Origin of the sequence: Micromonospora sp. NPDC007230 (assembly GCF_042869115.1) — a bacterium.
Lineage (GTDB): Bacteria > Actinomycetota > Actinomycetes > Mycobacteriales > Micromonosporaceae > Micromonospora.
Window position 1 is genome coordinate 17,945 of the sequence record NZ_JBIAFE010000006.1, and the last position, 12,710, is coordinate 30,654.

Genomic DNA, 12,710 nt, shown 5'->3' on the forward strand with positions numbered 1-12,710 from the left:
GTCCGCGGTTGGGACCCGCCGCAGCGGGTACGGCAGGCCACATGCGCATCGTGATCGTGGGGGCCACCGGCAACGTGGGGACGGCCCTGCTGCGCCGGTTGCGGCGGGAGTCCGGGACGGAACTGGTCGGCGTGGCGCGCCGGCTGCCGGGGCTGGACCCGGGGGAGCCGTACGACCGGGTGGCGTGGCACTCCTGCGACATCGGCGACCCGGGGGCGGTCGAGCGGCTGGCCGCGATCTTCGCCGGGGCGCGGGCGGTGGTGCACCTGGCCTGGCAGATCCAGCCCAGCCACGACCGACGCACCCTGTACCGGACCAACGTCGACGGCAGCCGGGCGGTGATCGACGCGGCCGTCCGGGCCAACGTCCCCGCCCTGGTGTACGCCTCGTCCGTCGGCACGTACGCGGCCGGCCCGAAGGACCAACCGGTCAGCGAGCGCTGGCCCGCGACCGGGGTGCCCGAGTCGTCGTACAGCCGGGACAAGGCCGAGGTGGAGGCGCTCCTCGATGAGGTCGAGCGGGAGCATCCGGAGCTGCGGGTGGTCCGGCTGCGGCCGGGGCTGACCTTCCAGCGGGACGCCGGCACCGAGATCACCCGCTACTTCCTCGGCCCGCTGGCCCCGGTGCGGCTGCTGCGGTACGGCCGCATCCCGCTCGTACCCACGAACCGCCGCCTCCGGATCCAGGCGGTGCACGCCGACGACGTGGCTGACGCATACGCGAAGGCGGTCCTGGGTGACGCGCGCGGCGCCTTCAACGTGGCCGCGGACCCGGTGCTGACCCCGGAACTGGTGGCCCGGCACTTCCACGGCTGGACGCTGCCGGTCGCCGCGCCGGTGCTGCGCGCGGCGGCGGCGCTGACCTGGCAGGCGCGGCTGCAACCGGTCGACGCCGGCTGGGTGGACCTGGCGTTGAGCGTGCCGCTGATGTCCAGCGAGCGCGCCGAGACCGAGCTGGGCTGGGCCCCGCAGATCGACTCGATCACCGCGCTCCGGGAACTCTTCACCGGCATGGCAGACCGCGCCGGCACCCACTCGCCGCCCCTGTCAACCGCCCCCACCCTCCCCGGCCGCCCCGCCGCCCTGCTCCACTCCCGCCTCCCCGGCCACCCCAACCCCTACTAACGCGACTGGGGGACGAGAACCAGCTCAGAAATCGGCGAAGAGGTACGGCAGTTGGCGCGGGAAGATGCGGCGGAGCTCGGTGGCCGCGTCCACCGGCACCACGCCGAGCCCCCGGATGGCGACCTCGGCCGAGTCGAGCACGCCGTACGCCAGGGCGCTGAGCCCGGCGGCGGTGAGCGTCGCGGTGGGGACGGTGCCGACGGCGGCGGCGTCCCCGGGCAGCACCTCCAGCCGCCCGGTGGCGCCGTCGAGCAGGTGGGTGCCGGCCAGCCAGCGGTCGCCGACCAGCTCCACGGTGACCCGACCGGTCCCGGCCGGCAGGCCGGCGAGCGCGTCCAGGCTCAGCAGCCGAGCCATCGGGGCCGGCGACCCCGGCCGGGACACCCGCGCCTCGACGTGTACCGCCAGGTCGGTGAGCCACAGTTCGGGCAACTCGTCGGCGGGCAGTTGGACGCGGACCCGGTCCACCTGGTCGACGTGGCGGGCGAAGAACTGGAGCAGCGACGCCCGGGCGTACGGGTCGCCGGCGAGCAGGTCGTCGGCGATCAGCTCGCCGCCGTGGTCGTCGATGCGGTAGGTGACCGCGCCGGCCGTCTCGCCGTCGCGGACGACGGTGAGCAGCCAGCGGTCGTCCCGGTCGCGCAGCCCGACCGCGCGGAAGTCGGGGAAGACGGCGAACCCGTGCCGCTCCCGCAGGCACCGTTCGGTGAACGCGCGCCACGCCGGGTAGCCGGCGCCGATCCGCTCCCAGACCACCTCGCCGGGCAGCTCGGCCCGGAGCAGCGGGGCCAGGTCGGCCGGGGAGAAGACCGCGGTACGCCGGGCGGGCAGCCCGACGTATCCGAAGCGCTCGTAGAACGAGGCACGGAACGGGTAGAGCGCGGTCAGCGAGTGCTCCTCGGCGCGCATCTCGTCGAGGAGCTGGTGCAGCAGCGCTCGGACGTGGCCGCGCCGGCGGGCCAGCGGGTGGGTCGCCACCCCGGCCACGCCGGCCATCGGCAGGACGCGTCCGCGCAGGTTCTGCCGCATCGGCACCGCCGAGACGGCGGCCGTGGTGCCGCCCTCCTCCTCGACGACCAGCGTCCGGTTGCCCGCGTTGTACGGCAGGTACTCCCGGAACTGCTCGACCCGGCCCGGCCCCATCGGCGACGGCTCGAACGCGTACGCCTGGAGCGGGAAGCTGTGGGTGAGGCGTTCCTCGGCGGTCAACCGGCGGATGATCATTCGTCCATCCCAACCCGGCCCGGCGATCGGCGCAACCCGATTGCCGGGGTCAGACCGCGGTGACGTCGGAGACGATGACGGTGACGTTGTCCGGCGCGCCGGCCTGGTGGGCGAGCTTCACCAACTGTTCGCCGCACTGCTGCCGGTCGCCGTACATGGCCAGCGCCGAGGCGATCGCGGCGTCCTCCACGTAGTCGGAGAGGCCGTCGCTGCAGAGCAGCAGCCGGTCACCCGGTGCGACGGTGAGCATTCCGATGGCGGGCGGCGCGTCCGAGCCCTGCACGGCGCGGGTGACCAGGGAGCGCTGCGGGTGGTGCCGGGCCTGGTCGGGGGAGAGCGCACCCTGGTCGACCAGCGCCTGGACGAAGGTGTCGTCCCGGGTGAGCTGGGCCAGCGTGGTGTCCCGCAGCAGATAGCAGCGGGAGTCGCCGACCTGGGCGAGGACCAGGGTGTCGCCTGCGAGCAGGCCGGCGGTCAGCGTCGTACCCATGCCGTCGCGGGCCGGGTCCACCGTGATGGCGGCCCGGATGCGCTGGTTGGCGGTGCTGACCACGGCGCGCAACGCGTCGGCGGCCTCGTCGGGGACGGCCGGCGGGGTCAGCTCGTCCAGGATCCGGATGACGATCTCGCTGGCCACCTCGCCGGCAGGTAGTCCGCCCATGCCGTCCGCGACCGCCAGCAGGCGGTCACCGGCGAGGGCGGAGTCCTCGTTGTTGGTCCGGACGAGGCCGACGTCGTTGAGGATGGTCGAGCGGAGGATGAGCGTCATGGGGTCAAGCTTGCCAAGAAGACCCCACCGGCGTCTCTACGCTACCGGTGGGTATGCCGGAGAAAGATTCCCGGTGACCGGTCGGCAGCATTGTCCACAGTGGTCACCGGCGAGGGTAGCGCAGCAGCAGACTCGCCCGTACCTCCTCGTCGCCGACCGCGGCGTAGCTGTGCGCGACGTCGGAGGTCCAGCGCAGGTGTTCGCCGGCCGCGGCGGTCAGCGGGGCCCCCAGCGGCCCGGCCCGCAGCACGCCGGCGAAGACGGTGATGTGTTCGGTCACCCCGGGCTGGTGCGCGGGGGAGAGCTGGCCCGGGCCGGGGGCGACCCGCATCCGGTAGAGCTCGTAGGTCGCGTCGGTGTCGGTGAACACCTCCAGCAGGGTGGCGGTGACCGCCGCACCGGTGACGGTGGGGGCCGCCGCCGGCTCGGAGAGGACGGCGGTGAGCGGTACGCCGAGTTGCGCGGTGATCGCGTACAGGGTCTCCAGGGTCGGGTTGCGGGTGCCGTTCTCCAGGCCGGAGAGGGTGGCCTTCCCGACGCCGGCCAGCCGGGCCAGCGTGGAGAGGGACATGCCCCGCTCCTCGCGCAGGGCACGGACCCGGCGGCCGACCGTCTCGGGCGCCCGGTCCCGGGCTGGTGGGGCTGCTGCCATGCGGCTATGGTGCTACATCGAGGCGTTCCGTAAACGGAACGGCGGACGGTCCGACGATCGGGGGGATGACGTGGCCGGTCGACTCCAACCGGTGCTGGCCGGTGTGGTGACCGCGCTGGTCGGGTTCGCCAGCTCCTTCACGGTCGTGCTGGCCGGGCTGCGGGCGGTCGGCGCGAACCAGGCGCAGGCCGCCTCCGGCCTGCTCGCGCTCTGCCTCGCCACCGGCGCCTGCGCGGTCTGGCTGGGCCTGCGGCACCGGCTGCCCCTGGCGATCGCCTGGTCCACCCCGGGCGCGGCGCTCCTGGTGGCCACCGGTCCGGTGCCCGGCGCGTGGCCGGCCGCGGTCGGCGCGTTCCTGCTCACCGGCCTGCTGATCACCGCCGCCGGACTGGTCCCGGCACTCGGCCGGGCGGTCGCCGCGATCCCCGCCCCGGTCGCCAGCGCCATGCTCGCGGGGGTGCTCCTGCCGCTCTGCACCGCGCCCGTCCGGGCCCTGGTCGAGGTGCCCGAGCTGGCCGGGCCGGTGGTGCTCACCTGGCTGGTGCTGCACCGCTTCGCCCGCCGCTGGGCGGTGCCGGGCGCGCTGGCCGTGGCGGCCGTGGCGATCGCGCTGACCGCGTCCGGGCCGGCCCGACCGCACCTCGCCCCGGCCGTCGCGCTGACCGCGCCGGCCTGGACCGTGCCCGCCGTGGTCGGCCTCGCGCTGCCGCTGTTCCTGGTCACCATGGCCGCGCAGAACGTGCCCGGGACGGCCGTCCTCGCCGGCTACGGCTACCGCGCCCCGCTGGGCTCCGCGCTCCGGGTGACCGGACTCGCCACCGCGCTCGGCGCGCCGGCCGGCGGGCACGCGGTGAACCTGGCGGCGATCACCGCCGCCCTGGCCGCCGGCCCCGACGCCCATCCCGACCCGGAGCGGCGCTGGATCGCCTCGGTCACCGCCGGGATCGGCATGGCGCTGCTCGGTCTCGGCGCCGGGGTGGCGACCGCCCTGGTGCTGCTCTCCCCGCCGATCCTGGTCGAGGCGGTGGCCGGGCTCGCGCTGCTCGGCGCGCTGGCCGGCGCGGTCTCGGCGGCCGTCGCCGAGCCGGACGCCCGCGAGGCGGCGGTGGTCACCTTCGTGGTCACCGCCTCCGGGGTGAGCCTGCTCGGTGTGGGCGGCGCGTTCTGGGGCCTGGTCGCCGGCTGGCTGATGCTCCTGCTCTTCCGCCGCCGCCGGGGCGCCGAGCGTCCGGCACCACCTCCGACGGACGCGTCCGCGGCGGAGCCGGCCACCCCGGCGCGGGTCGGCTGATCGAATGCGTAGCGCGCAATCCCCCGGCTTTAGCCGTGGGGATAGCGCGTCAATTTGGGACGGACAGTAGATAGCACGATGCTGTATATTGCACGGGTGTCCGTTGCCCTGCGGTCGAACAGTGACGTCGTCTTCCAGTGCGCTTTCCACGTCGTGTGGTGCCCGAAGTACCGACGTAGGGTGCTCGGCGGCCGGATCGAGGAGCGGTTGACGCAGCTTATCCGGGAGGTGGTGGAGGAGAAGGGGGCGTGGCTGGTGGCGTTGGACGTCATGCCCGACCAGGTTCATCTGCTGGTCGAGGTGGACCCGCAGTTCGGTGTCCACAAGCTCGTCAAGGCGATCAAGGCACGGACGTCGCGGGTGTTGCGGGAGGAGTTTCCGTCGCTGCGTTCCCGGTTGCCTACCTTGTGGACGAACTCGTACTTCGTGGCGACCACCGGCGGCGATCCGGTGGCAGCGGTGGAGCGGTACGTTGAGCAGCAGAAGGGCCGTTGAATGCTGACCGGCCGCCGCTATCTGCTCGCGTTCACCGACGAGCAGGCTGCCTACGCCGAGCAGGTGGGTGCGGTGTGTCGGGCGGTGTGGAACACCGGGTTGGAGCAGCGGCGTGAGTACCGCCGCCGCGGCGCGTGGATCACTTATAACGAGCAGGCCCGGCAGGTGGCCGAGGCGAAGAAGGACCCGGCTTGCGGGTGGCTGGCTGACGCGCCGGCGCACACGTTGCAGCAAACCCTGCGGGACCTGGACCAGGCATGCAAGACGCATGGCACGTGGAAGGTGCGCTGGCGGTCCAAGACGCGTACCGCCCCGTCGTTCCGGTTCCCCGACCCCAAGCAGATCGGCGTGCGCCGGCTCAACCGTCGGTGGGGTGAAGTACGGCTGCCGAAGTTCGGGCCGGTCAAGTTCCGGTGGACCCGCCCGCTCGGCGGCACTATCCGCAACGTCACCGTCTCCCGCGACGGCGGACGCTGGTACATCTCGTTCTGTGTCGAGGACGGCGTTGCCGAGGCGGCGCCGAACGGTAAGCCGCCGGTCGGTGTGGATCGGGGTGTGGCCGTGGCGGTGGCTACATCTGACGGGGGTCTGGACGATCGGGAGTTCGTCACCCCCGGCGAGGCGGTCCGGCTCAAGCGGTTGCAGCAGCGCCTATCGCGGTCGCTGCGGGTCCACGGCCGCAACCGCGGGTCGAAACGCCGAGACGCTACCCGCGCGCAACTCGGCCGGCTGAATGCCCGGATCCGGGCCCGCAGGGCTGACTTTGCCGCGCAGACCGCCGTGCGGCTGGTCCGCGAGCACGGCATGGTCGCTGTCGAGGGCCTGCGGATCAAGAACATGACCGCGAGCGCGAAGGGCACCGTTGACCAGCCCGGCCGGAATGTGAAGGCCAAGGCTGGCCTGAATCGGGCCATCCTGTCAAAAGGCTGGGGCGGATTCCTGCTGAAACTGGAACACGCCGCCCGCTACCACGGAGCACACATCGAGAAGGTCAACCCCGCGTACACGTCGCAAACCTGCAACGCCTGCAAGCATGTCGCCCCGGAATCCCGCGAGAGCCAAGCGGTCTTCCGGTGCGTCGCCTGCGGACATCAGGACCACGCCGACGTGAACGCGGCCAAGAACATACTCGCCGCCGGACTGGCGGTAACAGGGCGCGGAGACCTCGCCGCAGGGCGGTCCGTGAAACGCCAACCACCCGAACGGCTCGCGGCGTGAACGCGCCTCAGCCACGGGAATCCCCCCGCCTTCAGGCGTGGGGAGGAAGTCAACAGGGCGTCACTCCTCCTCGGGCAACTCGGTGGCCGGGACGTCGAGGCGTACGCCGTCGTCGGTGACGGCCGTGATCCGGTCGGCCAGCACGTAGACCGCGCCGGTCCGGGCCCGTTCGGTGGAGACCTTGAGATATCCGGTACGAAGCAGTCGGGCGGCCAGGTCGGCGGGGACGTCCGGCTCCTCGACCGCCGCCGACTCGATCAGCTCGTCCAGGCTGCCGCCCGGATCGACCCCGGCGGGCGCCTGCACCGTCACCGCGTTCGGGTCGCCGCGCTGGACGAGATCCACGGTGCCGACCTCGGCGCCGGTCGAGTCGACCACCCGCATGCCGGTGGTGACCCGGGAAATGACCTGCTGACTCATGCCGTCAGCGGTTCCCGGGCCGGCCCGGCGCTAAACGGGCGGGGCCCAGCCGCTCGGCGGGCGGGGCGAGAGCTCGCGCCAGGTGTCCGTCCCCTCCAGCAGCGCCCGGACCGTCTCCTCCGCCTCCTCCACGCTGCCGTACTCGTAGAACTGGGAGACCCCCTCGGCGCCGCCGGCGCGCTGCTCGACGTGCCAGCGGTCGCCGTCGACCCGGAGGAAGACGTCCCGCCGGGCCAGCCGCCCCCATTTCCCGTTCCACCAGTGCCTGCGCTGCTCCATGACGCGGACTCTATCGAACATGTGTTCGACACACGTCGGCCCCCGTGGGATTCCCACGAGGGCCGGTGTGCTCGGGTGGGTCAGCGCGCGGTGGGCGGCTCCTGCCGGCGACCCAGCACGTCGTCCAGCGCACCCCGCTGGGCCGGCGTGGCGTGGTTGCCCGCGAGCAGCGCGTCCCGGATCTCGGTGAGCAGCTTGATCTCCTCGCTCGGTGCCTTCGGCGGCGGCTCCTCGCCACGCCGCCTCCGCTCGGCGAGCTTGTTCATCGGGAAGACCACGAGGAAGTAGAGCGCCGCCGCGGTGAGCAGGAAGGTGATCACCGCGTTGAGGAAGGCCACCCAGTCGAACGGGATGCCGCGGAAGGTCGGGATCGAGCCGGTGATCCCGTTGTCGCTGCCAGTGAGCAGCGCGACGACGACCCGCACCAGCGGTTCCAGGAACGACTTGGTGAGCTGGGTGACCACGCCGGTGAACGCGGCGCCGATGACGACACCGACCGCCAGGTCGACGACGTTGCCACGCATGATGAAGTCTTTGAAGCCCTTGAGCATCCGCTCTCCCGTGCTGTCCGGTTTCGGGGGTCCGGGACAACCTATGCCCTGGGCTGCGCCTCCAGAAAAGCACCCGCCTCGAGCGCGGCCCGGGTCGGATCGCCGTCCCGGATCGCGTCGACCAGGCGACCGTGGTCGACGTACCGCTCGGGCTCCAGCGCGTCGCCCATCGCCTGGGCGACCGTGCTGCGCAGCGCGGCGCCGACCGAGGCGTACAGCTCGGCCAGCATGGCGTTGTGCGCGGCGGCCACCACCGCGGTGTGCAGTGCGGCGTCCGCCTCGACGAACTCGTCCACCCGGCCGGAGCGCCACGCGGCCTCCCGGGTGGCGAGCGCGCCGTCGAGCGCCGCCAGGTCCTCGGGGGTACGCCGCAGCGCGGCGAGCCGGGCGGCCTCCACCTCGAAGGCGCGGCGGACCTCGATCACCTCGGTCATCCGGTCGTCGGTGAGTCGGCGGGCCACCACCGGGGCCAGCTCGTCGGTCGACACCACGTATGTGCCGGAGCCCTGGCGGCACTCCAGCACCCCGGCGTGCACCAGCGCCCGGACCGCCTCGCGTACGGTGTTCCGCCCTACGCCCAGCGCGGCCACGAGCTGCGGCTCGGTCGGGATCCGGCCGCCCACCGGCCACTCGCCGCCGAGGATGCGGGCCCGGAGCTGCTCGATGGTCTGGCGGACCCGGTGGCCGCGCGGGGGCACGGTGACGGCGTCGACGGGGGGTGTCACCGGTAACAACTCCTGCCGAAATTCATCCCATGATTGTAGGTTGGAGGTCATGACGCCGCCACCCACCTGCACCGAGGCACCGGCCGCCGACCAGATCACCGCCGACGTGGCGCCCGGTCCGGTGCCGGCGGCGGCCCCGCCGGCGGCCCGGCGGGCGGCCGGCGGCAGCGCGCTGGTGCTGGTCGGCATGCTGCTGGTCGCGCTCAACCTGCGCGCCGCGGTGACCAGCCTGGGCGCCCTGCTGGACGAGGTGCGCGGCGGCCTCGGCCTCTCCGGCACGATGGCCGGCTTCGTGACCACCCTGCCCACCATCGCGTTCGCCGGGCTCGGCGCGCTCACCCCGTGGCTGGTCCGCCGCTGGCCGGCCGCCCGGGTGCTGGTGGTGGCGATGCTCGCGCTCACCGTCGGGCAGGTGCTCCGGGTGGTCACCGACTCGGCGGCGGTCTTCGTCCTCACCAGCGCGCTCGCCCTGTCCGGCATCGCGGTGGCGAACATCCTGCTGCCGATGCTGGTCAAGCAGCACTTCGCGCACCGCACCGGGCTGGTCACCGGGGCGTACACGATGGCCCTGACCACGGGCACGACGGTGGCCGCCGCCTCGGCGGTGCCGGTGGCGCACGCCTTCGGGTCGTGGCGGGCCGGGCTCGGCGTCTGGGCCGGGCTGGCCGCGGTGGCCGTACTCCCGTGGGTGCCGCTGGCGCGGCGCGCCCACGCCGCGCGGCGGACGGCGACCCGGGACGCGGCCGTCGCGACCTCGGCCGGGGTACGGCCGGCGCGGACCCGGCTCGGCTGGGCCATGGCGGTCTACTTCGGGGCGCAGTCGCTCAGCGGGTACGCGATCATGGGCTGGCTGGCCCAGCTCTTCCGGGACGCCGGCTACGCACCGGGGACGGCCGGCCTGCTGCTCGCCGGGGTGACCGCGCTCGGCGTGCCGGTGGCGCTGGCGATGCCGACCCTCGCCGGCCGGCTGCGGACGCTGCGGCCCCTGGTGCTCGGGCTGACCGTCTTCTCGGCGGCGTCCTACCTCGGTCTGGCCGTGGCCCCGCACGGCCTCGCGCCGCTCTGGGTGCTGCTGCTCGCCCTCGGCCAGGGTGCGTTCCCGCTGATCCTGACCACCATCGGGCTGCGTGCCCGGACCGCCGAGGGCACGGTGGCGCTGTCCGCCTTCGCGCAGAGCACCGGATACGTCATCGCCGCGCTCGGTCCGCTGCTGGTCGGCATCCTCTACGAGGCGACCGGAGGCTGGACGGCGCCGATCGGTTTCCTGCTGGTCGCGCTCGCGGTGCAGACCGCGGCGGGCCTGGTGATCGCCCGCCCCCGCTACATCGAGGACGAGCGCTGAGGCGGGACGGTCAGGAGGAGGCCGGCGTCGGGTCGCCCGCGACCGCCTGCTCCACCGTCGGGTAGGTGTGCAGCACCTCGACCAGGCCGCTGACCTCGAGGATGCGGAGCACCCCGCGTTGCGGGGCGGCCAGCCGGACCACGCCGCCGGCCTCGTCGCAGCTGTTCTTCGCCCGTACGAACACGGACAGCCCGGTCGAGTCGCAGAACGACAGCTCAGCCAGGTCGAAGACGAGCCGGTTGCGCCCCTTGTCCAGCAGGTCCGTGATCTGGTCCTGCAGCTGCGGTGCCGTCGCCATGTCCAGCTCGCCCGCGACCGACACGACGACCACGTCGCCGCGCTGTTCCGTGTGCACCGTCAGGGACATACGCAGACCTCCTGTGTTCGGTGGAACGGTATCCCACGAGAAGGGGGATACGCAGAACGGGAGCCGGCATCGTGCTGCCGATTATTCCTTTGCTGCGTGACAAGTAGCCCGCAGATTCCGGTGATAGAGTCCGCCCGTCCAGAAATCAGGAGGTCGTCGTGGCGTTGAGCGCGATCATCCTCCCTTCGGCCGGAGCGTGACGGTGGACGGCGGCGCGGCCATGTTCCGCTACCACGAGGCCCGGCAGCGGGCCGAGTTGCTCGCCGAGCGGCTGGTCGCGCTGGCCGACACGACTGTGCAGATGCATGCCGCGCCGAACTTCGGCCGGCTGCTGGCGGCGGCCGCAGCCGGTGCGGCGCGGATCTTCAAGAGCCCGGCGGCGGTGATTGCCGAGACCTTCGACGGCGGTTGCCTGGCCGGGGTCGCCGCCGCGCCGGACGCCGCCGGGGTCCTCGTCCCATGGACCATCGACGACGCCGGGGTGCCGATCGGCACCACCGTCCGGATCGACGAGCCGGGCAACTGGGGGTTGGTGGGCTGGCCGACCGGCGACAGCGTCACGGTCGCCGCCGCCCGGCTACGCGAGGACCGGGCTCCGCTCTACGTGGTGGTGCCGACCGCCACGCAGACCGTCCGTACGCCGGTGCTGGTGCAGCTCGCCCAGGCCGTCGCCTCGGCGGTGGAGGCCCAGCGCTCCTTCGACCAGGAGCACCGGATCGCGGTGACCCTCCAGCGCAGCCTGCTGCCCCGCCGGCTGCCCGAGATCGCCGGCCTGGACCTGGCCGTCCGCTACGAGCCGGCGAGCGCCCACACCGAGGTGGGCGGCGACTTCTACGAGCTGGTGATGCTCGACGGCCACCTGCTGATGGCGATCGGCGACGTGGCCGGGCACTCGCTGCACGCCGCGACCGTGATGGCCGAGCTGCGGCACGCGGTGCGGGCGTACGCGGTCGAGGGACACCCGCCGGGAGTGATCCTGGACCGGGTCAACGAGCTGATGCGCATCCTGCTGCCGAACGAGCTGGCCACGCTCTGCCTACTGCTGCTGGACCCGGGCGGCGGGCTGGTCCGGCTGGCCAGCGCGGGACACCTGCCGGCCCTGATCAGCACCGGCGGCCGGGTGGAGTTCGTGAAGCAGTCCGCCCCGCTGCTCGGGGTTCGCGCGCCCCGCCCGCCGGACCTGGAGTTCGTGCTGCCGGCCGGCGCGACGCTGGTCCTCTACACCGACGGCCTGATCGAGCGCCGGGACACCACCATCGACGAGGGGATGGCGGCGCTGGCCGCCGTCGCCACCCGGGTGGACGACGACCTCGACCAGTTCTGCCAGCGGCTGCTGGTCGAGCTGGCGCCGCCGGAGATCCAGGACGACGTCGCGGTGGTCGCGGTCCGCCGCCGCTGAGTGCCGGTCCGTCCGCGGCACGCCCGGCCGTCACCCACCGCGTGACGCGGCCAGCGAGCGGGCGTACGCCGCGGGGGAGACACCGGTGACCGCGCTGAACTCGCGGACCAGATGGGCCTGGTCGGCGTACCCGAGGTCGGCGGCGACCCGCGCCCAGTCCAGCGGCCCGGCGGCGGCCTGCTCGATCGCCTCCTGGAGCCGGTACCGCCGGATCACCCACTTCGGGCCGACGCCGACGTGGTCGAGGAAGAGCCGTTGCAGCCGCCGGGTCGAGACGCCGTGCCGCCGGGCGAAGTCGTCCACCCGCAGGATCCGCCGGTCGGCGCGGATCTCCTCGACCAGCGCGGTGGCCTCGGCGGCGAGCGGGTCCGGCGTGGGCGCCCAGGCGGTGAGCAGCGCGTCCAACCGGCGGCACCGCTCGTCGTCCGGGCCGGCGCAGTGTTCGCCCTCGACCGGCAGCCCGACCTGGGTGAGCGGCCGGCGCCGTCCGGTCAGCTCACGGACCGGCCGCCGCCAGAAGGGCCGGAAGCCGCCCGGGCGGAACTGGATCCCGCTGACCCGGCCGGTGCCGTGCAGCGTGACGGTGAACAGCTCGAGGTCGACCCCGGCGACCTCGCCGGTCTCCGGGCCGCCGGCCTGGGCCTGGAACACCACGTTGACCGCCGGGTGCGGCACCACCCGCTGCCGGTGCGGCTCGGTCAGCTCCCAGTCGACCAGCCAGTAGTGCTCGACGTACGGGCGCAGCGCGGGGGCGGCCAGCCTGCGCCGGAAGCGGACCGTCCGCAGCAGCCGGCCGGGGTCGAGGATGCCCCGGCTGTCCCGTCGCGGTTCGTGTCGCATTTTTTCAAGACCAC

Annotated in this window: 15 protein-coding genes; 6 read left to right on the top strand and 9 right to left on the bottom strand. The window is 73.6% G+C overall.

The window, feature by feature from the left end; genetic code table 11:
* Positions 1–41: 41 nt before the first annotated feature.
* Positions 42–1,124, top strand: coding sequence for an NAD-dependent epimerase/dehydratase family protein (locus tag ACFYML_RS10505; RefSeq protein ID WP_387420339.1), 1,083 nt, complete (start codon positions 42–44; stop codon positions 1,122–1,124).
* Between the two features lie 24 nt (positions 1,125–1,148).
* Here ACFYML_RS10505 and eis read toward each other — a convergent pair whose 3' ends face one another.
* The 3 genes from eis to ACFYML_RS10520 all read right to left on the bottom strand — a co-directional run bounded on the left by eis (position 1,149) and on the right by ACFYML_RS10520 (position 3,769).
* Positions 1,149–2,348, bottom strand: coding sequence for an enhanced intracellular survival protein Eis (eis, locus tag ACFYML_RS10510; RefSeq protein ID WP_387420340.1), 1,200 nt, complete (start codon positions 2,346–2,348; stop codon positions 1,149–1,151).
* A gap of 49 nt (positions 2,349–2,397) precedes the next feature.
* Positions 2,398–3,117, bottom strand: a complete 720-nt coding sequence (locus tag ACFYML_RS10515; RefSeq protein ID WP_387420341.1) for a PP2C family protein-serine/threonine phosphatase — start codon at positions 3,115–3,117, stop codon at positions 2,398–2,400.
* Between the two features lie 103 nt (positions 3,118–3,220).
* Positions 3,221–3,769 (bottom strand): helix-turn-helix domain-containing protein, encoded by a 549-nt coding sequence (locus ACFYML_RS10520; protein ID WP_387420342.1) that lies wholly within the window; start codon positions 3,767–3,769, stop codon positions 3,221–3,223.
* Between the two features lie 70 nt (positions 3,770–3,839).
* Between ACFYML_RS10520 and ACFYML_RS10525 the strand changes: the two genes are divergently transcribed.
* From ACFYML_RS10525 to ACFYML_RS10535, 3 genes are all read left to right on the top strand, one after another.
* Complete coding sequence (locus ACFYML_RS10525; RefSeq protein WP_387420343.1) at positions 3,840–5,060, top strand: benzoate/H(+) symporter BenE family transporter; 1,221 nt, start codon at positions 3,840–3,842, stop codon at positions 5,058–5,060.
* 96 nt (positions 5,061–5,156) lie between these two features.
* Positions 5,157–5,555: an IS200/IS605 family transposase gene (gene tnpA / locus ACFYML_RS10530; protein ID WP_387420344.1), complete on the top strand. Its 399-nt coding sequence runs from the start codon at positions 5,157–5,159 to the stop codon at positions 5,553–5,555.
* Entirely contained in the window at positions 5,556–6,773 is a 1,218-nt protein-coding gene (locus ACFYML_RS10535; RefSeq protein WP_387420345.1) for an RNA-guided endonuclease InsQ/TnpB family protein, read from the top strand.
* 60 nt (positions 6,774–6,833) lie between these two features.
* Here the strand turns inward: ACFYML_RS10535 and ACFYML_RS10540 are convergent, their stop codons facing one another.
* The 4 genes from ACFYML_RS10540 to ACFYML_RS10555 all read right to left on the bottom strand — a co-directional run bounded on the left by ACFYML_RS10540 (position 6,834) and on the right by ACFYML_RS10555 (position 8,748).
* Positions 6,834–7,193: a hypothetical protein gene (locus tag ACFYML_RS10540; protein ID WP_387271439.1), complete on the bottom strand. Its 360-nt coding sequence runs from the start codon at positions 7,191–7,193 to the stop codon at positions 6,834–6,836.
* A 30-nt stretch (positions 7,194–7,223) separates the two neighbouring features.
* Positions 7,224–7,472, bottom strand: a complete 249-nt coding sequence (locus tag ACFYML_RS10545; protein WP_073834232.1) for a hypothetical protein — start codon at positions 7,470–7,472, stop codon at positions 7,224–7,226.
* An 80-nt stretch (positions 7,473–7,552) separates the two neighbouring features.
* Positions 7,553–8,023, bottom strand: coding sequence for a large conductance mechanosensitive channel protein MscL (mscL, locus tag ACFYML_RS10550; RefSeq protein ID WP_387420346.1), 471 nt, complete (start codon positions 8,021–8,023; stop codon positions 7,553–7,555).
* Positions 8,024–8,064: 41 nt separating this feature from the next.
* Positions 8,065–8,748, bottom strand: a complete 684-nt coding sequence (locus ACFYML_RS10555) for a FadR/GntR family transcriptional regulator (protein ID WP_387420347.1) — start codon at positions 8,746–8,748, stop codon at positions 8,065–8,067.
* Between the two features lie 49 nt (positions 8,749–8,797).
* Between ACFYML_RS10555 and ACFYML_RS10560 the strand changes: the two genes are divergently transcribed.
* Complete coding sequence (locus ACFYML_RS10560; RefSeq protein ID WP_387420348.1) at positions 8,798–10,090, top strand: MFS transporter; 1,293 nt, start codon at positions 8,798–8,800, stop codon at positions 10,088–10,090.
* A gap of 10 nt (positions 10,091–10,100) precedes the next feature.
* On the opposite strand, the gene ACFYML_RS10565 is transcribed toward ACFYML_RS10560, so the two are convergent.
* The gene (locus ACFYML_RS10565; protein ID WP_073834183.1) at positions 10,101–10,457 is read right to left on the bottom strand and encodes an STAS domain-containing protein; all 357 of its coding nucleotides are present in this window, start codon (positions 10,455–10,457) and stop codon (positions 10,101–10,103) included.
* A 220-nt stretch (positions 10,458–10,677) separates the two neighbouring features.
* On the opposite strand from ACFYML_RS10565, the gene ACFYML_RS10570 reads away from it, so the two are divergent.
* A complete protein-coding gene (locus ACFYML_RS10570; RefSeq protein WP_387420563.1) occupies positions 10,678–11,856 on the top strand; it encodes a PP2C family protein-serine/threonine phosphatase in 1,179 nt (392 codons plus the stop codon).
* A 30-nt stretch (positions 11,857–11,886) separates the two neighbouring features.
* Here the strand turns inward: ACFYML_RS10570 and ACFYML_RS10575 are convergent, their stop codons facing one another.
* Positions 11,887–12,696 carry a DUF6597 domain-containing transcriptional factor gene (locus ACFYML_RS10575; RefSeq protein ID WP_387420349.1) on the bottom strand — a complete coding sequence of 270 codons (810 nt, stop codon included), beginning with the start codon at positions 12,694–12,696 and terminating at the stop codon, positions 11,887–11,889.
* Between the last annotated feature and the right edge of the window lie 14 nt (positions 12,697–12,710).